At 48.7% G+C, this 20,584-nt stretch carries 11 protein-coding genes; 4 read left to right on the top strand and 7 right to left on the bottom strand.

Annotated elements, in window-relative coordinates; genetic code table 11:
• Positions 1-21: 21 nt before the first annotated feature.
• The gene (locus tag ON006_RS12440) at positions 22-855 is read right to left on the bottom strand and encodes an N-acyl homoserine lactonase family protein (protein WP_244820112.1); all 834 of its coding nucleotides are present in this window, start codon (positions 853-855) and stop codon (positions 22-24) included.
• Positions 856-1,159: 304 nt separating this feature from the next.
• Here ON006_RS12440 and ON006_RS12445 point away from each other — a divergent pair, with 304 nt between their 5' ends.
• Positions 1,160-2,833, top strand: a complete 1,674-nt coding sequence (locus ON006_RS12445) for an N-acyl-D-amino-acid deacylase family protein (protein ID WP_244820113.1) — start codon at positions 1,160-1,162, stop codon at positions 2,831-2,833.
• Positions 2,834-2,840: 7 nt separating this feature from the next.
• On the opposite strand, the gene ON006_RS12450 is transcribed toward ON006_RS12445, so the two are convergent.
• Complete coding sequence (locus ON006_RS12450) at positions 2,841-3,635, bottom strand: TlpA family protein disulfide reductase (RefSeq protein ID WP_244820114.1); 795 nt, start codon at positions 3,633-3,635, stop codon at positions 2,841-2,843.
• Positions 3,636-4,007: 372 nt separating this feature from the next.
• Between ON006_RS12450 and ON006_RS12455 the strand changes: the two genes are divergently transcribed.
• The 3 genes from ON006_RS12455 (at position 4,008) to ON006_RS12465 (ending at position 7,149) form a co-directional block, all read left to right on the top strand.
• Entirely contained in the window at positions 4,008-5,093 is a 1,086-nt protein-coding gene (locus tag ON006_RS12455) for an alpha/beta hydrolase (RefSeq protein WP_244820115.1), read from the top strand.
• Positions 5,094-5,097: 4 nt separating this feature from the next.
• Entirely contained in the window at positions 5,098-6,159 is a 1,062-nt protein-coding gene (locus ON006_RS12460) for an alpha/beta hydrolase (RefSeq protein WP_244820116.1), read from the top strand.
• 135 nt (positions 6,160-6,294) lie between these two features.
• Positions 6,295-7,149: a ThuA domain-containing protein gene (locus ON006_RS12465; RefSeq protein WP_244820117.1), complete on the top strand. Its 855-nt coding sequence runs from the start codon at positions 6,295-6,297 to the stop codon at positions 7,147-7,149.
• A gap of 64 nt (positions 7,150-7,213) precedes the next feature.
• On the opposite strand, the gene ON006_RS12470 is transcribed toward ON006_RS12465, so the two are convergent.
• The 5 genes from ON006_RS12470 to ON006_RS12490 form a co-directional block, all read right to left on the bottom strand.
• Entirely contained in the window at positions 7,214-8,797 is a 1,584-nt protein-coding gene (locus tag ON006_RS12470) for a RagB/SusD family nutrient uptake outer membrane protein (RefSeq protein ID WP_244820118.1), read from the bottom strand.
• Positions 8,798-8,826: 29 nt separating this feature from the next.
• Complete coding sequence (locus ON006_RS12475) at positions 8,827-12,324, bottom strand: SusC/RagA family TonB-linked outer membrane protein (protein WP_244820119.1); 3,498 nt, start codon at positions 12,322-12,324, stop codon at positions 8,827-8,829.
• On the bottom strand, positions 12,317-13,327 hold the full coding sequence (locus ON006_RS12480; protein WP_244820120.1) for a FecR family protein: 1,011 nt from the start codon (positions 13,325-13,327) through the stop codon (positions 12,317-12,319). Before ON006_RS12480 ends, ON006_RS12475 begins: the two co-directional genes overlap by 8 nt.
• A 149-nt stretch (positions 13,328-13,476) precedes the next feature.
• Positions 13,477-14,142, bottom strand: a complete 666-nt coding sequence (locus ON006_RS12485; protein WP_244820121.1) for an RNA polymerase sigma-70 factor — start codon at positions 14,140-14,142, stop codon at positions 13,477-13,479.
• A gap of 510 nt (positions 14,143-14,652) precedes the next feature.
• Positions 14,653-20,541, bottom strand: a complete 5,889-nt coding sequence (locus ON006_RS12490; RefSeq protein WP_244820122.1) for an Ig-like domain-containing protein — start codon at positions 20,539-20,541, stop codon at positions 14,653-14,655.
• Between the last annotated feature and the right edge of the window lie 43 nt (positions 20,542-20,584).

Below are 20,584 nucleotides of genomic sequence, written 5' to 3' on the forward strand. Positions count from 1 at the left end.
CTCATAGTCAGCCGGACGACACTACTTTATTTCGACAACGCCCTCAGAAACAGCGGGAAATTTGCCAAATACCGCCGAATCATGCCCGGGAATGATGAACTTTGGATCGCTCACCAGGGATTTCATTCGTTGCATCGCCCTAACGTATCCGGCCGGATCCAGCGTACCACCCGGCGAAGCAGGCGCTAAATGTTCCAGACTGTAATAGACCCAAATGTTGTCCGAGGCGAGGATCACCTTATTCTTGCCCGTATTCACCAGCACATACTGTGAATCAAATGTATGTTTCGACCCTGTATATACGGTTATGCCTGGGAGTATCTGTTTGTCATCCCCTTCAACCAGGGTCACTTTACCTTTCAGGTTCAGGTCTACAATTTGTTGAACATCACGCTTGGCGAAACCGCCTTTGTTACCATCTTTTTGCCAGGCCTTTCCTACAAAATATTCAAAATCGTCTCGCTGCATCCATATCTGGGCATTAGGAAAAAGACCAATGCCACCCATATGGTCCCAATGCGGGTGACTTAAAATAATATCTGTGATGTCCTCTGGCTTCACCCCAACTTTTAAAATCGCGGAATCAGGCCTGATGTAACCGGCTAGCTTGAAATCCGCTGCATCTTTGGTATCACCCAAAAAACCTGCATCCACCAATATTCCTTTCCCATTGCTGCCTTTTATCAGCCAGACCATGAAATCTATCTCGACACTTTCCGTTTTTGGGCCCCCGTCTGCCCAATCACCAATTGTAAAAGGATAGGTTGAATCGGCGAACTTGATGGCATAAACCTTATAATCAGTGTTTTGAGAATACGCATTCGTACAGAATAGCATCACTAAAGCGATCAGCATGCATTGTTTTTTCTGTTTGTAAAAGTTAGTCATAACCGGGAATTCTGATGGGTAATTGGGTTCCCAAGTTAGTAATTTTCTCGTAGCGACAGGTACCTGAACTATTTACCCAACATTTAGAAATAGGGTTAAAATCCACGCTGAGGCAAGCAGCCCGATAAATCCATTTCTTTTGAATGATTATTAGCGGAGCGAAAAACGTCCCATTGTTAGAAATTCATAGTATTTTGGAAATTGATAATTAAACCACATTTATCTTTTAGTTGAAAAATACAACCTTCACTCCTTTACCGGCCCGACGCTTATGAAACAGTTGATCATATCGCTCCTGATCTTCACTATTGCATTGTCCTGCAAGACAAAACCTGAGTACGAAACCATTGTCCGCAACGGGATGATCTACGACGGCAATGGTGAAAAGCCTTATCTGGCTGACATTGGCATCAACGCGGATACCATTGCTTTTATCGGAGATTTGAAGAATGCGAAAGCAAAAAATGAGACTGATGCAAAAGGTAAAGCGGTAGCTCCCGGGTTTATCAATATGCTTAGTTGGGCGGTTGAAACGCTGATACAAGATGGTCGTAGTCAGAGCGATATCCGGCAGGGAGTCACATTGGAAGTAATGGGCGAAGGTTCCAGTGCCGGACCATTTAATGCGAAGATGAAACGCGAGTGGCAAGCCGGACAGGGCGACATCAAATACAAAGTAGAATGGAACACGCTCGGGGAATACCTGAATTTCCTTGAAAAGAAAGGTGTCAGCTGCAATGTTGCGTCGTTTATTGGCGCCGGCACTGTCCGCACTTATGTGGTGGGCGAGGACAACAGGAAGGCGACGGCCGCCGAGCTCGACAGCATGCAATTACTGGTGAAACGGGCCATGGAGGAAGGCGCTATGGGCGTAGGGTCATCCCTGATTTATCCGCCCGATTTTTTTGCAGATACCCAGGAGCTGATCGCGCTTTGTAAAGAAGCTGCGAAGCATGGCGGCATGTACATTTCCCATATGCGAAGCGAAGGAAACAAACTGGATGAGGCCGTTGAGGAACTGATCACCATTTCAAAAGAGGCCAACATTCCGGCTGAGATATATCACATTAAAGCCGTGGGTAAAGACAATTGGCATAAAATGGATGGCATCATCAAACGCATTGAAAAGGCCAGGTCGGAGGGATTGCACATTACCGCCGACATGTACACGTATGAGGCTAGTGCGACGGGACTGACTTCTGCATTCCCTCCTTCATTGCAGGATGGAGGCTTTGGCAAATTAAGGCAACGCTTGCAAGATCCGGCCATTCGGTCGCAAATGAAGAAGGTGATGAACTCGAACCCCAAAGATTGGGAAAACCTGTACTACGGTGCCGGATCGCCTGAAAAAGTGCTGTTGCTGGGCTTTAAGCAGGATTCACTGAAAAAATATACCGGCAAATCACTGGCCGAGGTCGCCAAAATCAGAGGTACTTCGCCAGAGGAAACGGCTATGGACCTGATCGTTCAGGACAGCACCCGGATAGACGTCGCGTACTTTTTCATGACCGGAAGTAACCTGAAAAAAGAAATCGCTTTGCCCTGGGTGAGCTTTGGGTCTGATGCAGGAAGTTATGCTCCTGAGGGTGTTTTTCTGAAATCGCAGCCCCATCCCCGATCATATGGAAACTTCGCCCGGGTGATCGGCCATTATGTGAGGGATGAAAAAATACTGCCATTAGAAAAAGCGATCTATAAACTCGCCAAATTACCTGCGACGAATCTGAAACTGAAAAAGCGCGGCGAATTGAAAGTCGGCAATTATGCCGATGTAGTCATTTTCGACCCTGAAAAAGTACAGGATCACGCCACCTATGACAGGCCGCAACAGTTTGCAACGGGCGTTTCAGACGTATTCGTAAATGGCGTGCTCGTCCTGAAAAATGGAGAACATACCAATGCCAGGCCGGGCAGGTTCGTGAAAGGGCCTGGGTTTGTAGAATGACCCATTCTCAAATAGCAATCGAAGTCTGTGAACTAAGATCCTTCAATTCCTTCACTGAATTGCAGAGGCCCATTACTTTGCCGTCTTTGTTGATGATCAAATGCGTCGGGAACTGATTGATTTGGAGTGTATCCGTTACGTAACCTTTTTTATTTCCAACTGTTTTGTAATCGAAACGCTGTCTGCTCAGGAATTTCCTTAATGCATTCTCCGAATCCAGCGCGACGCTCAGAAAAACAACATCGTCACGGTCTTTATTTTTGGCAACGATTTCATTGAGTTCGGGCATTTCTTCCACGCAGGGTATACAGCCGATAAACCAGAATTTCATCACTACATATTTGCCTTGTGTATTTTCGGGTGTATAAGCCTCACCGTCCAGATCGGTAAAATGGAGTCCGGCTAGCGGTTTACCCATTTTCAGATAGTAGTGATAGTCCGTATAAGCCTGGGCGAGCAGCTGATTTTTGATGTTGTCCTCGGCATCCGGTTTGAGCGGTTCCAGTTTGTATTGAATAACCGAATCACGGGCAATGTACTTATAAACCATATATTTACCTGTCGCATATTTGGTCATGAAACTATCAACCGGCATAGGCTTCGAATCTGTGTTGAATGCATCAAAATGCTTATAAAATTTGAGATGCGTCGAGTAGTAGGACCAAAAATGTGTAAAATCAGACATTGAAGTTTCCGTTCCGACGACCGGTTTTCCTAGTTTGTCTTTTTCATCCGAGCAACCGACAACCAGCGTTAATGTCAGCAAAAAGAACAAATTCGGCAGTTTTGATAATCGTGTCATCACTTTTGGCTTAGTTCGGTAAATCCGTGAACCAATGATTCAGGGCACTGCAATATACTACACAATATATAATAAAATTTCATATCGTGTAATTTACTGTATTGCCCCGATTTATTTTCATGGCTGACAAATCCCCTTCACTTTTCGATCTGAAACTTAAAAAGCTACCCAGATTATAACTCCGGCGCAGATACTTTCCGCGCTGGCCTTTTATCGGCAAAGTATTCTCATTTTGAGGAATATAAATGCATTTCGTCAATTAAATCATTCCGGTCGTCAACGCACTTTTCCAGGTTGGTACAGCATTCGTTTCTTTGACTATCAGTTCAGTTAGCGCAGCGAATATTCCACCTTAAACGCTTCATCCGGAAGATGATACGAACCAAATCCATACTACTGTTCGCAGTAATGTTTTACCTGGGTGCACAAGGTACCTGGGCCCAACCGACAAAGCATGGCAGCATTGTTACCGAGCGTTTGATCTCCACGGTACTTCGCGGGACACGTACCGGGCTTGATACCACCCGCAGTATCAAAATTTACCTTCCGCCTGGTTACGAGCAGTCTGGCAAGGCATACCCGGTTGTTTATTATTGTCACACCGTTTTCCAGAATCCCGAGAAAATGTTCGAAGACGGCAACCTGGTAAGATTGCTGGAGAGAGGATTTGCAGGTGGCATTATTCAGGAATTTATCTTCGTGGTCGGCGATTACAGTTCACCCACGACGGGCAGTTTATATGAAAACTCGTCCGCTACCGGTCGCTGGCTCGACTATACGATCCAGGAGCTGGTACCATTTATCGACAGCCGCTACCGTACCCTGCCGCGCCCCGAAAGCCGCGCTGTGGCCGGTGATATGATGGGAGGGCGCGGCGCTTTGCTGCTCGCAATGCGGAATCCCGAGATTTTCAGCGTTGTATATGCGATGAACCCGGTGGGTACCGGCCAAGGTGTGCTGCCCATTCAAAATTACCCGAACTGGCAGAAAATGCATGAAGCGAAGTCTTTCTCTGATCTCAAAAGTGAGCCGATCTCGCAGCTTTTTGTAACCATGTCACAGGCATTTCTTCCTAACCCCAATCGCCCGCCATTCTACTGCGACTTTATCATGGAAATGGCGGGTGGCAAGCTGATATATAACGGTGAAAATGCACGCAGGCAGGTCGCAGGGTTCTCATTAAACGACAGGCTGGACGAATATGCGGCCAACCTCAAAAAGCTGCGCGGTATTGCATTTGACTGGTCGCGCTACGACCCTATCCCGGACCATATCTATGGTTCTCAGGATTTTACACGAAAACTCGAACGCCTTGGAATCGAGCATGAAGCCGAAGAATATCGCGGCATTTACTGGACTGAAAATTGGGCCGAAGATGGACGGTTTTATTCCCGCCTACTTCCGTTTTTTCAGCGGCACCTGCTTTTTGAAACAAAAAAATTAAGTGTAAACCATTGATCCCATGCGCTCACTCAAAATCGAAATCCTGATTGGAATATTCATCTGCGCCACACTTACTTCGGTATCGGGGCAACAGGGCACAGTCGTCACCGAGCACATTAATTCCATCGAACTCAGCGAAAACCTTGTTGGCATTGACCTCAATCGCACTGTGAAGGTTTACCTGCCACCGGGCTATGCTACTTCGGGCAGCTCCTACCCTGTCCTGTATTACTGCCATAATCTCAATTTCAATGCCGAGCAGCTGTTTGCAGATGGAAATCTGGTGAAGTTACTCGAACGGGGATTTGCGAATGGTGTCGTAAAAGAGTTTATCCTCGTAGCAGCGACCTATGGTACTCCTACTTCGGTAAGCTGGTATGAAAACTCTCCCACTACGGGCAGATGGATCGATTTCACTGTTAAGGAACTGGTACCGTTTATAGACAACCGCTTCCGTACCATCCGCAACCGCGACAGCCGGGCAGTTGCGGGGGATTTCGTCGGCGGTCGCGGCGCATTGCTATTTGCAATGCTTTACCCCGATCTTTTCAGTGTCACTTATGCACTTCACCCGGTTGCTACCGGCGTGGGATCGACCCCAATGGCCTGGAAAACCGATTGGAACAAAATCCATAATGCCAAAGAATTGAAAGAGCTGGATGGCGTGGATTTCGCCCGGCCATTCGTAAGCATTTCCCAGGCATTTTTACCAAATCCAAATCGCCCACCTTTTTATTGCGATTTTATGGTTGAAATGGAAAACGGAAAGCCTGTGCTCAACATTCAAAATTCGGAGAAGCTAAAAACAGGATTTCTGCTCGATCACATGCTCGGCACCCGAGCGGAAAATCTCAGAAAAATGCGGGCTATCGGCTTCGATTGGGGACGTTACGATCCAAATCAGGACCACGTGGTTTCCAATCAGTCATTCACAAGGAAGCTCGACGAACTCGGTATCGAACACCAGGCCGAAGAATATCGTGGTGATCCGTGGAGCAAGAACTGGACCGAAAACGGCCGGTTTTATACTAGATTACTCCCATTCATTGCAAAAAATATGGTCTTTGAAACCAACCAGTGACCACAGGGAACCGGGCCTGGAATATCCTGGTCCGGATTTTTCGTAGGTATGCGTTTTTTCAAAGTTTATTTCAGTATATGTCCCGGATTGGGAACCAGCTCTCCAAATAGGTGTTACCAGTATATTGTCAACGTTATGGCTAGTACTTTTCGGAAAAGATTTCTGTATCTGCTTCCTGGCATTTTAACCCTATGCTTGTCGCTCGGAGCTTACGTGCTGCACAGTATGAGGATGTTACCCTGGCAATCTCCTGTATTTGATACAGCCTTACCAGCAACTCTTCCGCTCACTGGTGCCCATGCTGTTCTTATTTTCAGCAAGACCAATGGCTTCCGGCATGAATCCATTGAAGTGGGTATCGCAGCATTCAAAAAGGCTGGTCTTGAAAATGGCTGGGATGTCCATGCAACTGAAAACGGTGCGCTGATCAATTCGGATTACCTTCATCAGTTCCAAGTCGTTGTATTTCTTTCCACAACCGGTGAAATACTGACTCCTGCTCAAAAATCAGCGTTTGAAAAATACATTGAGAATGGCGGAGGGTATGCAGGCATTCATTCTGCCTCGGATACGGAACACGGCTGGGCCTGGTACGGGAAGTTACTGGGCACATTCTTCCGTGACCACACATTCCTGCCCCTTCACTTACCTGAGGCTGAAATCATCACAGAAAACGCTGCTCACCCGGCAAACCGCGGCCTGCCAGGGCGATGGACAAAGGCCGATGAATGGTATAATTTCAAAGAAAACATTCGAAAAAATGAAGGTTTCCAGGTCCTGCTGAGCCTCAATGATGGCTCATATCCTTCCTTTTGGTACAAAATGAACGGCGATCACCCGATTTCCTGGACGCATCGGGTTGGAAAAGGAAGGATGTTTTATACGGCAATGGGCCATCACGCAGACACATTCTCGGACCCAACGGCTATGCGTCACATGATCGGGGGCATTGCCTGGGCGGGAAAACTCGCGCAGCCGGTGAACAGGTGAGCTTTTGGGCAAAAAAATCAGCCGACGGTATCGCCGGCTGATTTGACTATTGGCACATATTGACTTAATTCCAGTCATTGCTGATATCTTTGGCAACGAGTGGGTTCGTGTTTTTCTCGGTCAGGGGTATAGGAAACAGTACGTGTTTATCCTGAAAAAAGGACTGGCTTGAAGTCGGATATTTCTCTTTTTTTTCCGCATTGAGGGTTTGTTTTGCAATACCCCAGCGGATCAGGTCGAACCAGCGCACTTGTTCACCGGAAAGTTCAAGCTGACGTTCCAGCATGATCTTCTTCATGGCTTCATCCTTGGTGCCGAGCGTTGTATAGGCGAATGCACCTGAGCGCGCACGTACTTTATTGATCAACGGAAGCGCCTCGGCTATCTTACCTACATTGATCTGCGCCTCGGCAAGCATCAGCAGCACATCGGCGTAGCGGATCACTTGCGAATTAATGTCGGACTGGGGCAGCTCTCCTTTTTCCTTGTACTCGTAAGGTTCATATTTTCTCCAGCGGAACCCATTGCCATTTTCTGCAAAAGGATATGGCTTCGCGCCGCCGGTACAGTTATCGCAGAATGTCACATCGCCACCACTCGCTTTGTCTCCGTAAAAAGTGTTCCTGGCCCGCGGATCGACGTAGGTTTTACCGGTTTCATCCTTGTAGGTAAAGGCTTTTACCGCCGCATCGGAGATAAATACATTGCGCCAGTCGTTCCAGCCATATTCCATCGCGCGACCGGTCAGCGTGTTTTTACCACTACCCGATCCTTCCTGTGAGCCGAACATATAGTAAGGACTTCCTTCGGCCCAGCCTCCCCATGCTTTATGCGGTATGTCAAAGACCGTTTCAGCATTTTTTACCGGTGATTTGGTAAAAAGCTCGTCCAGGTTTTGCACCAGGTCGTAGGTATAAGGCGCTTTGGTCAGCAAATCGAACTGTGTAGCGGCTTCGGCATATTTTTTCTGGTACAGATAAGACTTGCCCAGCAATGCAATGGCCGCTCCTTTGGTAACCCTGCCGAGATCGTTTGCGCTTGCATAATTCGCTGGCAATCCTGCGATCGCATTGACCAGGTCAGACTCTATTTGCTTCCAATTTTCTTCGGTACTGGCCCTTGGTAAATAGAATTCATCGTTTTCACTGTAATCCTTGCGGATGGGCACCCGGCCCCAAAGGGTTACCAGCAAAAACTCCGCATAAGCTTTCAGAAAATAGGCCTCGGAAACATACTGGGTCAGTTTGGCTTTCTCAGCATCCGAGGCGGGAGTAACTTTGGCGGCTTTATCGATCACCAGATTGGCCCTGAATGTCACTTTGTAGGCAGTAGACCAGAGGTCATTGATTTGCGCATGGTTGGCAGCGTAACTGTAATCGTGCAGCTGCAAAACATCTCCCAAAAGCGGCGCGTCTGCCTCTGCTTCATTGCCCGTGAGATCCATTAAATAATAGAAATCCCTTGAATATAGCCCTTTGTAGAGCATCAGGCCATATGTAGCAGTTACCGCTTCTGAAATCGTGGCCGGTGTCGTAAAATAGGTATCGTCGTTATAGCTCGACTGGTTTTTGACATTGTCCAGCGAGTTGTCGCAGCCAGCGATGGTCAGGCAGGCCAGTGTTCCCAGCGAAAGTATTTGCTTTTTCATTATCACGAAAATGAGTTGAATGGAAAGAATTAAAACCCGACCTGCAATCCGAGAAGGAATGTCCTTGGCTGTGGATATTGACCTGTATCGACGCCTTTTGTAAAAATAAAGGACTTGGCATCATTCACACTGGCACTTACTTCGGGGTCATAACCCTTGTATTTGGTCAATGTCAGCAGGTTCATCGCCGTCGCGTAAATGCGGAAGCTTGAAAATACTTTCCCGGTCGCTGAATTCAGTACCGATTTGGGAATTGAGAATCCTAATGTCAGGTTGCGCAGCCGCATGAAGGAACCATTTTCAAGAAAACGATCGGAAGCGCGCAGATTCGATGGTGTATTTTGTCCTGATCTTGGCATGTCGGTAATGTCCCCCTCCTTTTTCCACGCGTTCAAAACAGCCGTGGATGAATTAAACGGCCGGGTTGTACCTTCTGTCCAGTAGCGCAGCGCATTGTACACTTTCACGTCTCCGATCCCGGCCAGCCCCATGGAAAGGTCCCATGCTTTGTAAGACAAATTCACAGAGCCTCCATAAGTCCATACTGGTATTGCCGAGCCCAAAAACGCCTGATCTGCGTCTGTGATGTGCCCGTCACCATTCAAATCCTTATAAACAATGTCACCTGCTTTCAATCCGTCCTGATAGGTCTTGAAACCTTTACCAATCGCCTGCTCATTGTATTTGTTCACATCAGCATTACTCGACACCACATGGTCCACCTGAAAGCCGTAGAATGAACCGATCGCTGCGCCGACGTCCGTTTTGGTAATGTTGATCCCGCCATTGGTGGTACCACTCACGATAGGGCCACCGTTACCGAGAGATGCCACATTGTTCTCGTTATAACCTGTATTGGCAGATATGCTGTAACTGAAATCGCCAACTTGTCCGGCATATGAAAGAGATGCTTCAAAGCCCTTATTAACTGCATTGGCCGCATTCTGCACCATACTAGCATCATTGTAGACGTCTCCCAGACCTGTTGATACGGGCAGTTTCACATCGAGGAGCAGATCTTTGCTGTTGCGCCTGTAATAGTCAAGGCTAACCTGTAACCGGTTTTGCAAGAGGCCAAAATCCAGTCCGAAATCTGTCTGCGTCGTTTCCTCCCATTTCAGGAAGGGATTCGGTACGCGGGTAACGGTAGCACCTTGCTGAAATGCTTTATTTTCACCAAAAGAATACACAATGTTGTTGTTTCCATAGCCCCGGTAAACCGTCGGATCTGTGAGGAATAAGCCAATATTCGCGTTTCCGGTAATACCCCAGCTGCCCCTGATTTTCAGATCGGAAACGAAAGAGATATTTTTCATAAACTCCTCATTGGCAACCTTCCAGGCTACACCGACCGAAGGAAAATTGCCTTTCCGGTAAGCCTTGCCAAATGCGGGGTTAATGTCCTGGCGGATAGACGCATTCACCAGATACCTGTCATGAAAAGCGTAGGTAAGACGGCCAAAATAGGAGCGCGACGCATAAATACTCGAACCGGTGCCTGTGATACTGTTGGATTTGGAAACGCCGATCTGTTTGATAAGGTCATTGGTAAAACCAGAACCTGTCAAATTCACGCTCCTGCTCCTGCTGCCTTCGTTGAAGGTATTACCGACCGTGAGAGAGAAATCGTGGCGGCCCAATGTCCTGGTGTAGCTCAGGATATTTTCGATAATGGGAGAAACACTGAATGAATAACTTTCATCGATTTTACGATCGGTTTTGGTATTACCATTCAAATATTCGCCTGTGTAATTGTAACTGTTGCCATTCGAGAGACCAATGTTTGCCTGGGTCCTGAATTTGAGACCGTTGATAATATCCATTTCACCCCACAATTGAAACAGGTTGGAAACGCCTCTTCCCAGTTTTTCAGTAAGATAAATACCTGGCAGGGGATTAAGTGCATCGTTCTGGTCAATGATGGTCGTGACCTTGCTGTATCCCCCAAGGTTCGTAGGGTCCATTGTGGGTGCATAGGGCGGCATCCGGAGGGCTTCCACAAAACTGGCGGCATTGCCGGTCGTCCTGGTGTATTTAAAATTAATAGTCTGTCCCAGTCGTATTCTTTTGCCGATCTGCTCTTCAAGCTGTGTCCGTAAATTGATTCGTTGGTAGCCGTAATCCTTCATAATACCTTCCTGATTGGTATAACCGGCCGAAAAATTATAGGTCGCTTTATCACTTCCGCCGGTCACATTCACATGATGCTCGGTCACTTTTGCATTCCTGAAAATCTCCTTTTGCCAGTCGGTCCTCGTCACCAGCACATCGGGTGTATTCAGCTTGTCGGGCACCTTATTTCCTTGTACCTCGTCAATGTCTTTCACCAGCTGAACGTATTGGGTTGCATTGAGCATATCCAGTTTTCTCCAAGCCTGCGCCACGCCCACGTAGCCATTGTAAGTCACTTTTGGCGTTCCGGCTTTTCCCTTTTTGGTAGTAATGAGCACTACACCATTCGCAGCCGATGCGCCGTAAATTGCCACGGACGCTGCGTCTTTTAAAACCGTAATGTCCTGAATATCATAAGTACTCACTGAGTTAATATCGCCACCCTGAATCCCGTCGATCACATACAATGGATCCGAATTGGTCAGCGAACCGACGCCACGAATGATGATTTTGGCATTGGAACCTGGCAATCCACCAGTATTGACGATTTGCACACCCGCTATTTTTCCCTGCAAAAGCTGCTGGGCGGACGTGGCGGATACATCGCCAAATTCTTTACGACCTACCACTGCAACTGCCCCGGTAAGGTCTTTCTTTTTGGCAGTACCATAGCCGATCACGACCACTTCCTCCAAAGCTTTGGTATCAACCAAGAGCGAAACATCCACCACGGTACGATTGCCGATAATCTCTTCCTTTGGCAGATAACCCACGAATGAGAAGATCAGCGTAGCGTCCGAACCAGCGCCGGTAATTTCATATTTACCCGATATATCCGTAGTAACGCCGCGCTGAGAGCCTTTGAGCACCACGCTAACACCGGGCAACCCTTCACCTCGTTCATCACTAACTTTACCTTTCACAGTTACCTCTTTCGGACCGGCCTTTGTTATTTTGGAAATGGAAACATCAGGCCTGTTCATCGATTCAGAGGGAGAAACGGGGGCAATGGTCGCACTTTCAATGGTGGCGACCCCGGCCTCGGGAGTCCTCTTTTCATACCGCGACACGATTACATACGCCTCCTTACCGGCTTTTCTGAAACGAAGGTTGAACGGTTTGAGCAGGTCGGTCAGTTGTTTTTCGAGCTTGCTCCCTTCCTGGCGGTAGTCCGCGCCGGTAATGGTGATATTTCTGACCGTTTCTTCTTCAAACAATATGCTTACCTGGTGCTGCTTGCCCAGATCTATTAGTAAGTCTTTCAGGTTCTTAGCTTTGTTACGGCTTTCTTCAAGTTGAGGGGCATTCCGCTGGGCTGACTGGCTTGCAAATGAAATTCCCTGCGCCGTGCAAAGCTGCTGAACAGATAACATGGTCAGCACGATACGGGTCTTTTGTAGAAATCTGCTACTCATGGTTAGGATTGGTTACTGATGTTCTCAATTCAATAAATTCATTGTGTTTGACCACTTCCAGATGAAGCAATTCGGATAATATGGCCAGCAGGTCGTCGGCTTGCTTAGCTTTATAGACTCCGCCGATGCGACGCTTGCCGAGAACGGGATCTAGTATACGCACATCCACCTTGAAGCGGTCGTTCATTTGTTCCACCGCTTCTGACAAAAGTGTATTGTCGAAATAAAACATATCCTGTTTCCACGCCACGAACCGGGCCGGCGTAGCCGAAGAAGTGAGGGTAAACTGCCCGTTTTTCTCTGTCGAGAAGAGGTTTCCAGGTTTCATATAAAGCTGTTTTCCTTTCGGAAGGCTCAATTTCACTTTTCCTTTGGTCAGAAAAACCTTGGTACCGCGCTCCCGGGAGAAAGCCACAAATTCGGTCCCCAGTACCTCAATGAGATAATCTTTGTCCATTCTCACAATGAAACGACTGTCTCTTTCCGTATGCACCACCTTGAACTCAGCCTCTCCTTCCAGCATTACCTCGCGGTTACCGGATCCGAAGCCAAGTCTCGGAACTCTGAGTACCGAGTTAGCATTCAGTACCACCGTCGTTCCGTCCGAAAGCTGATACGAAGCGATCCGGCCATTCTCCGACGTTAACGATTTATATATCAACTCTTTCCTGAAAACAAAGCCAGCCACTATCAGCAGGCAAGCCGCCACGGCACTATAAAGCCACGCGCTTTTCAGGATCAGGAATTGCCTTGTTTCTGCCTGGGGAAAAGGTATCTCTTCGTCTACCGCTTCATTGTTGATCAATGCTATATACTCGGACAGAGCGCTTTCGACCTGTGGCGAAAACTGTGGATGACGGCTTTCCCATTCATCGAGATATCGGTAGTAGAGTTCTTCATTCTGCGGGTCGGCGAGCCAGTCTTCGACAAGCTTACGCTGAATGGATGTGGTCCTTCCGTCAAAAAAATCGAACAGGACATCTTTAGATAGGGATTCTTTCATTTTATATTTTTTAGCTTTTACAGTCCGGTGAGGGCTGTTTGGATAATTCACGGCACTCAAAAAGACCATTTGAAATGCGACCCTGAAACGTGCATAAATGGTAATCTTACCGGATAGACAAGTACGGTGTTCCTAACCCCATGCCGGGTTTATATTTTAATTGAAAGCATCAGCGCGAGGCATATGAACCAGCTGTCTTTCAGCCCATTGCGTAGTCTCGCAATGGCCCGGGTGATGAGCGCTTCCACAGATTTTGGGGTGATCTGAAGCTCAGCCGCAATTTCTTCGAGCGATTTACCTTCAACGCGTTTGAGCAAATAGGCCTTCCTGCATTGCGGGGGCATGTCTTGTACAATGCGCTCGACCTGCTGGTGCAATTCGCTGTACTGCAATGCTTCACACGGGTTGAGCGCGTGGGCGGCGAAAGGTGTGGTCATCACCTCCATTGGGGACGTGCGGTTCAGGTCCCATTTCAGATAGTTGTAGGACCGGTTCCGGACAGATTTGTACAGATAAGCGCGGTACGAAGTGTTGATCAGTTCAAAAGTCCGGCTTTGCCAAAACGCCGCAAATACCTCTGAAACAATGTCTTCCGCCACCTCACTGGAATGGACAAACCGGATTGCGTGGTTGCATAAATTGGTGTAATACTTTCGGAATAGCAGCTCGCACCCTTTTTGCGGGTCCTGGCTGAACGTCTTGCGGATCAGGTATTCGTCGTCGAGCATCGTTGATCCGTTATCCTGCACAGACAAATCGATGCTGTCTTTTTCGGCTGATGGGGACGGTAGTTTTTTGATAGAATTAATAGCCATATCGTTTCATTAACCCAGCTGCATATTTGCAGTTCTCTCACACAGACAAGTCCGCAAGCCTCATCCCCATACTATAAATAATATTTTTTTTTCAGAAAATAATTCAATTAAAAGTTTGGGGATGCTCGCAGGGCTGAGGCCATGGGTGGTGGGCGCTATTGCTCATCTATGGATTTATTACCCCCAAAATCAAAATCTCGATAGACGCCTAGCGTGGCTAGAGGAAGCCCCGTAACCCAAGGCTTCAGCCTTGGGTACCAGAACCCTAAGGAAACCAAGACCGGCCTTAGCCAAAGAACGTGTGTCACGCCATCCCCTAGCCCGTCATTGAGCTCGAACGGCTTTGGCTAAAGCCCTACATTCAGATTTGGAGATGCTTTAGCCCAGGGCTGAAGCCCTGGGCTAAAGGTACCGGCAACAGGTCGAAATGATAATAATCCCGTAGGGATGCAATCGGCGGCCGCCGATATTGCATCTCTACGGGATTGGCGCTAGCGGGTGTTTTAACAATTAAGGTTTCACAACCTTCAACACAACCACCTCCCGCGTGGAACCTATCTTGATCAGGTAAAGCCCTGCGGTTTTGCCGAGCGGCAATGTGTGTCGCTCCTGGTCGGCTGGTTTGGGGATCGATTTGCTGAATAATGAACGGCCATTCAAGTCGGTAACCGTCACTTGGAGCGGCAATGCGTTGGCGCCGGTTATGACAACCTCGGCCTGGTCGCTGCTTACCGGATTTCCCATCAGCGTCGCAGTCAGTTTGGCTGGCGCTATTTCATTTTCGATTACACCAAACCTTCCATTAGCCTGAGCTGCCGGTTCCTGGCCGTACACAAGTTGCCCTTTGTAGTAGACAGTAATCTTACTGTTTTCAGCAAACGGGGCGGCGGCTTTGAAGGAATAATCATTCGTTTCATCAAATACAGACCAATTCGCCTTGGCGATCCTGTACTGAATATTACCTGTGCCGCTCAGAGGATACAGTTTCCCTAGCGACGGCGCGCCTTTCAGTTCAAAATAGGTATCCGCGTTGACTTTCTGCTGATTACCCGTGAACTGGCCGCTCACGTTTGCAGCACCCAGTGCAGCGAAGTCGATCCAATGGTTGAGACTGGCGTTACCATCCGATGTGAACCAATAGCGGATCGCGAGATCGGCATAGTCGACCGGTACATTACCTTTATTCTCCACCTTGATCCACGTGCTCAGCGAGGTTGGCGCTGCATTGGTATTTTTGTTTTCTGAATAAACTTTCAGATCCATAACCGCAGCTGTTGTATCTGGCTCAACGCCCCACCAGAGTTTTCCGTTGCGATACAAAGTGATATGGTCATTCACAACGTAAGCGGAACCACTTTTGAAAGAATAATCATCACTTTCCGAAAGATCGGCCCAATTCACGTTGGCAAACCTGGTTTGGATGGCGCCCGAATTGGCACCTGCATTCAAATTACCGGCTGATGCATTAAATGCAACCTCCACGTAACCTAATGCGCCATCGCGCGGTTTGGGCAGTTCCACATAGTTCATCGAAACCTTGCCGTTGCCCATTTCGGCAAAATCGACCCATTTGTTAATACCTGCATAATTCTCGGCAGTAACCCAGTAGCGCGCGGTAAGTTCGCTGTACGGAACCGCCACAGTGCTTTCGTTGGCAATGGTCAGGTATGGTTTGACGGTATTGTTATTGACCTGGCCATTGTCGCCATCCTTAGAAAGCACTTTCAAACCGGATGACACTACCAGTATACGGCTCGACGGCTGAGCGGGGCTATATGCTTCATTCCCGTTCTGAGAAGCAGTGATCACAGTAGTCCCTGGTGCAACGATATGTACTTTTCCATTCGAGATAATCGCCACTGTTGTGTCCGAACTTCCATAATTTACCGGCAAACCCGACGATGCCACAGCACCTGGATCAAAGTCGGCATCACCCACAGTTTTGTGCATCAAACTATCCATAGAAAGCGTTTGTGCAACCATAGGAGGAGCTGCGATAGTCAGACAGAACTCGTCCAGTATCAGCTTTCCGCTCGGACCCGCTTTTGACGCCCAAAAACCGATCGTTGCGGCGTTCTCAGGTGCCAACTTTGTGACCGAATACTTGGTAAATACAGTCGGCGTTGCTGATGGATAAGCCTGGAACTGGGTAGTACCGCTGGCAATTTTCGCTCCCTGCGCATCATAAAAATCAATCCCGATACCGGCCCAATAAGGCATGATCAATTGAGAGGCATTGGCGGGATTAGGTGTTCCCTCCACTTTGGCCCAGAGCTCAAAAGTGATTTCCCTGCCTCCGGTTACGGTAATTGTCTTCCCGTAATTAATCGCTCCGCCATCGGCGGTAATGACAGCACTCTTCAATCCGCTCTGAGCCGAGATCCCAATGGTGGCAACGGTAGCATTCGGGTTCCTGATCCAGTTTACAAATCCACTTTCAAAACCATTGTTGGTAAGCACACCACATGCACCTGCACTGACGACCGTCACCGCCGAACCGGAGGAAACACCGCCTGCATCTTGTGCTGTGGCATTAATAGTAGCATTACCGACAGCAACAGCCGTTACAATCCCGGTTGCATTCACAGTGGCCACAGATGGATCGGATGAACTCCATACCACCGTTTTGTTGCTTGCATTGAGCGGGGCTATCGCTGCCTTAATGGAAGTTGTGTCCCCTACACCAACAGTCGCTGACGGTTTGTTTAATGTAACGGATGTGATCAAAACATTGGAAACCGTGACCACGCTGCTTGCAGTTTTGGCTCCATCCTGCGTCGTGACTGTAACGGTTGCAGTTCCAGGCGAAACGCCCGTTAATACGCCACTTTGGCTGACCGAAACAATGCCTGCATCGGACGTTGACCATGCCAGTGTTTTATTGGTAGCATTGGCAGGCTGTACAGTTGCGACAAGGGTGACGGAGTTATTCACGCCAACGGAGGTCGTAGGTGACACCGTAACGCCGCTTACGTCAATATTGGAGGCAGTTACAGTGGATGAAGCCGTTTTCTGGCCCTCGTTAGTGGTAACGGTAATGGTGGCAGTACCGGGAGATACGCCCCTTACCAGTCCTGTTCCGTCCACACTTACGACAGATGTATTCGAGGAACTCCAAACGACCTTTTGATTGGTGGCGTTGACGGGCATTATGGTGGCCGCCAAGCGGGTCGTGTCGCCTACACCGACAGCAGCGGTGGAGGGGTTTACAGCAACCGAAGTAACTGGTGTAAGTCCCACTTCAATGGCATTGACGGCAGCATAATCAAAATTCGGTATGGGCCTGAAAACAACATTGAGCACCCCTGAGGCATTTGACCGGACCGCAAATTCCCTGACAATGCCTTTGTATCTTCCACCGGCCTGCGCGATAATATCAAAGTTTTTAAGCAATGTATCTGCACCGACCGTCACATTAAATTTTCTCTTTCCCGCAGTAATCCCTGTCGTAATTTCAGCAAAATGAAGCCTCACAACATACAAGCTGTTGGGTACCAGGTTTCCATAGGAGTAAACAAGCGGCTGGCCGCCGTTGCGCTGTGACCTGTATGCATCTGCCGGAGCCGGAGTACCTACGCCGCTTAAATCAATAGCTGTTGGTGTAGATATTGTCCACTGGTACCCCGACTGCGGTGAATCAGCAACAAAATTTCCAATCGTAGGGCCGCCGCAGTTATTCGCGACAACAACAGTTCCGACCGTCAAAAGGGATGTCGCTGTTTTTGCCCCATCTTCCGTGGTGACGGTAATGGTAGTCGTACCCAGCTTGAAACCGGTCACCAGTCCGCTGGAATTGATCCTGGCTACGGTAGTGTCTGTTGAAGCCCAGCTCACCTTTTTGTTTGTTGCGTCGGCAGGAAGCACCGTTGCGGTGAGATTTTTGCTGGTACCTAATCCCATTGAGATGGCCGGGTCGAGCGTTACACCAGTCACACCAATAGTGGGTGTAACCTTGATGCTGCTTTGGGCAGTTTTTCCACCGTCTTGTGTCGTCACTGTAATGGTAGCAACGCCTGGGGCGACTCCGGTTACGAGTCCGGTTGCATTAACTGTTGCAATTGCCGGGTCAGATGACGCCCAGCTGATTGCATTGTTGGTAGGGTAAGCAGGGGTAAGCGTGGCTTTTAATTGTTTCGTAAAACCTACGATAACAGAGTCGGCAGCGGGCGTTACGGCCACAGAAACAACCGGTCCGCCTGCGGGTTCGCCCACAAAAATGCCATTGCCCCCGATTCCGAGATATACCCTGCCGTGCAAATCGGCCGTCATGTTACTCACAATGCCCGGAACCGGGTTAACGATCGTCGTCCAGGTAGCGCCATTATCGTCGGACCTGAAAACTCCGTATGAAACACCGTTCATCGCAGTGCCTTCCGAACTAACATAGATCACCGGGTTGGAAGATGCCGTAGTATCTGCCTTACCGACTGCAACCCATTTCGGTTTTTTAATAACATCGGGGTTCACTTTGGTAAAACTCTGGCCACCATCAGTAGAGTGGAACAGGCCGTCACCGGAGAATGCTATCCAGATATCGCCTTCCTTGCCCGGTGTGGTTTCAAGGTTCATCTGCGCCACGTTGCCAACGTTTGGCAAATTAGTCGCCGCAGTTGGAGCGAAATTAACCCCGCCATCGGTGCTCTTATAAATCTTACCACTGGCATAAATATAAAAGACATTACCATTCACCTTATCAGCTGCCAACGGCTGCATTCCGGCCCAGATCTGGTAAATATCGCCTGGCTTTAAAACCGCATTGGGAACGCCGTTACAGGCCGTCCAGCTCGTACCCAGGTTATCGGAACGATAAGTCAAGCCGCCTTGCGTGACCCAGACCATGTTCCGGCTGGTAGCAGAAACGGCGATCCTGCCCCTTGCTCCCGGAATGGAAGGAAATTTCAGGTAAGAATCTCCGCCATTGGTTGAATAGCCTCCTATGCCCGGACCATTCCAGCCATCGCTTCCTACGCGCGCTATAAAATTCGGGTCTGAATACTGAATGGCGCCTCCGGATGTGTTGCACCCGGTTTGGGTTGCAAACCAGGCGGATATTCCTTTTGCGGGGGGTGAATCCAGTGATTTGTGGTCGAAACCGCCTACATCGCCTGTTGTAGAAACGAGATAGTTAGGGCCCGAAGGCGGACAAACCATTGGCCCGGCCACCACAATTTCTTCCAATCCGTTATCCCGTAATTTCCAGGTAACCCGACTCTCCCAGACATTGGTCGTTTGTCCAACATCAAGCATATCCGTAAACCAGACATGACCTGCATTGAAGGGATCCCACGCGAAACCATTGACATTATGACCGATATTTCCGTCGGCCCCGTTTCCTGCCGAATGCGGCGCTTCGGAGACATCCCGTGTTGCCGGTACCATCGACGTCCAGCTACCCTGGCTTCCGCCCGAAATGCTGCGGTAAGCGACATCGTGGTTCCAGGAGCCGGTGGTTGCTACGACCACTTCATTACTATTGGCAGGGTTGACGCCTACGCTGCTAAATTCTTTACCGGCAACCGGTGTAATATCAATCCAGCTGCTTCCATTCCATTTATGCAATGTAAAACCTCCCAATGGGCGATAACTGGCTGATGGTAACCGGCTCACAAAAAAAGTACCGTCATCGGCGATGCTGGCACGCCTTGGTTCGGCCGGACTTCCAGCCATCAATGCAAAAGTATTTCCTCCGTCTGTACTGCGATATACGCCGGCCTTGCCGCCGAGAAAAATGTTTCGGGTGACGCCATTGACCACACCGCCGCTTTTGTCAAAAAAGATAAACCTGCCCGACACTGAATCCGGCAAAGTAGTGTTCACCTTCGTCCATGAACCTACCGCTCCTGCGGCTGTACTTTTATAGGTACCATTCGCCCGGCTTGTGACATACACTACATTACTATTGTTTGGATCAACTGCCACACGGTCCGTGAAAGTCTGGTCACTATTAGGCAGAACTGTGATCCGAAGCTGGCTGTCTGTCCAGGTAGCCCCCCGGTCCACCGACTTCATGACGGTTCCCGGGGAAGTGCCTCCTCCGGGAACTGTACCCATTCCTGTCTGATGCGTTGCGTAAAGAATATTTCCGGTGGCATCGCTGGGATCAAAAGCAAGGTCCCCGCATTTGGCGGCTGCTTCCCAGTTCCAGTAGTTCGTCGGTATTTTGTTGTACCACATCAAGTCTTCCCATTTCTGGGCAGCATGGTTCCAGCGGTAAGGTGTGCCTACATCCGTAGTAATAAAATAGAGATTGGGCACTTTGGGATGCGCTTTGATACTCGTCACATTACCGCCACCGCCGATCCGTACCGGTTTCCAGTTGTAAGTCTGTGCTTTGGCTACAAAATTCAGGGCTCCTGTCAGTGCAATCAACAGGATCATCATTCGGATTGATCTTTTCATAAAACGTGCTTTTAGTAAGAAGTAATTCGTAACAAATCATCTT

The organism is Dyadobacter pollutisoli (genome assembly GCF_026625565.1).
GTDB lineage: Bacteria > Bacteroidota > Bacteroidia > Cytophagales > Spirosomataceae > Dyadobacter > Dyadobacter pollutisoli.

What these genes read in the sequence shown, in the direction of transcription:
- ON006_RS12440 (WP_244820112.1), bottom strand. Translation starts at nt 855, where the DNA reads ATGCTGATCGCTTTAGTGATGCTATTCTGTACGAATGCGTATTCTCAA.
- ON006_RS12445 (WP_244820113.1), top strand. Translation starts at nt 1,160, where the DNA reads ATGAAACAGTTGATCATATCGCTCCTGATCTTCACTATTGCATTGTCC.
- ON006_RS12450 (WP_244820114.1), bottom strand. Translation starts at nt 3,635, where the DNA reads ATGACACGATTATCAAAACTGCCGAATTTGTTCTTTTTGCTGACATTA.
- ON006_RS12455 (WP_244820115.1), top strand. Translation starts at nt 4,008, where the DNA reads ATGATACGAACCAAATCCATACTACTGTTCGCAGTAATGTTTTACCTG.
- ON006_RS12460 (WP_244820116.1), top strand. Translation starts at nt 5,098, where the DNA reads ATGCGCTCACTCAAAATCGAAATCCTGATTGGAATATTCATCTGCGCC.
- ON006_RS12465 (WP_244820117.1), top strand. Translation starts at nt 6,295, where the DNA reads ATGGCTAGTACTTTTCGGAAAAGATTTCTGTATCTGCTTCCTGGCATT.
- ON006_RS12470 (WP_244820118.1), bottom strand. Translation starts at nt 8,797, where the DNA reads ATGAAAAAGCAAATACTTTCGCTGGGAACACTGGCCTGCCTGACCATC.
- ON006_RS12475 (WP_244820119.1), bottom strand. Translation starts at nt 12,324, where the DNA reads ATGAGTAGCAGATTTCTACAAAAGACCCGTATCGTGCTGACCATGTTA.
- ON006_RS12480 (WP_244820120.1), bottom strand. Translation starts at nt 13,327, where the DNA reads ATGAAAGAATCCCTATCTAAAGATGTCCTGTTCGATTTTTTTGACGGA.
- ON006_RS12485 (WP_244820121.1), bottom strand. Translation starts at nt 14,142, where the DNA reads ATGGCTATTAATTCTATCAAAAAACTACCGTCCCCATCAGCCGAAAAA.
- ON006_RS12490 (WP_244820122.1), bottom strand. Translation starts at nt 20,541, where the DNA reads ATGAAAAGATCAATCCGAATGATGATCCTGTTGATTGCACTGACAGGA.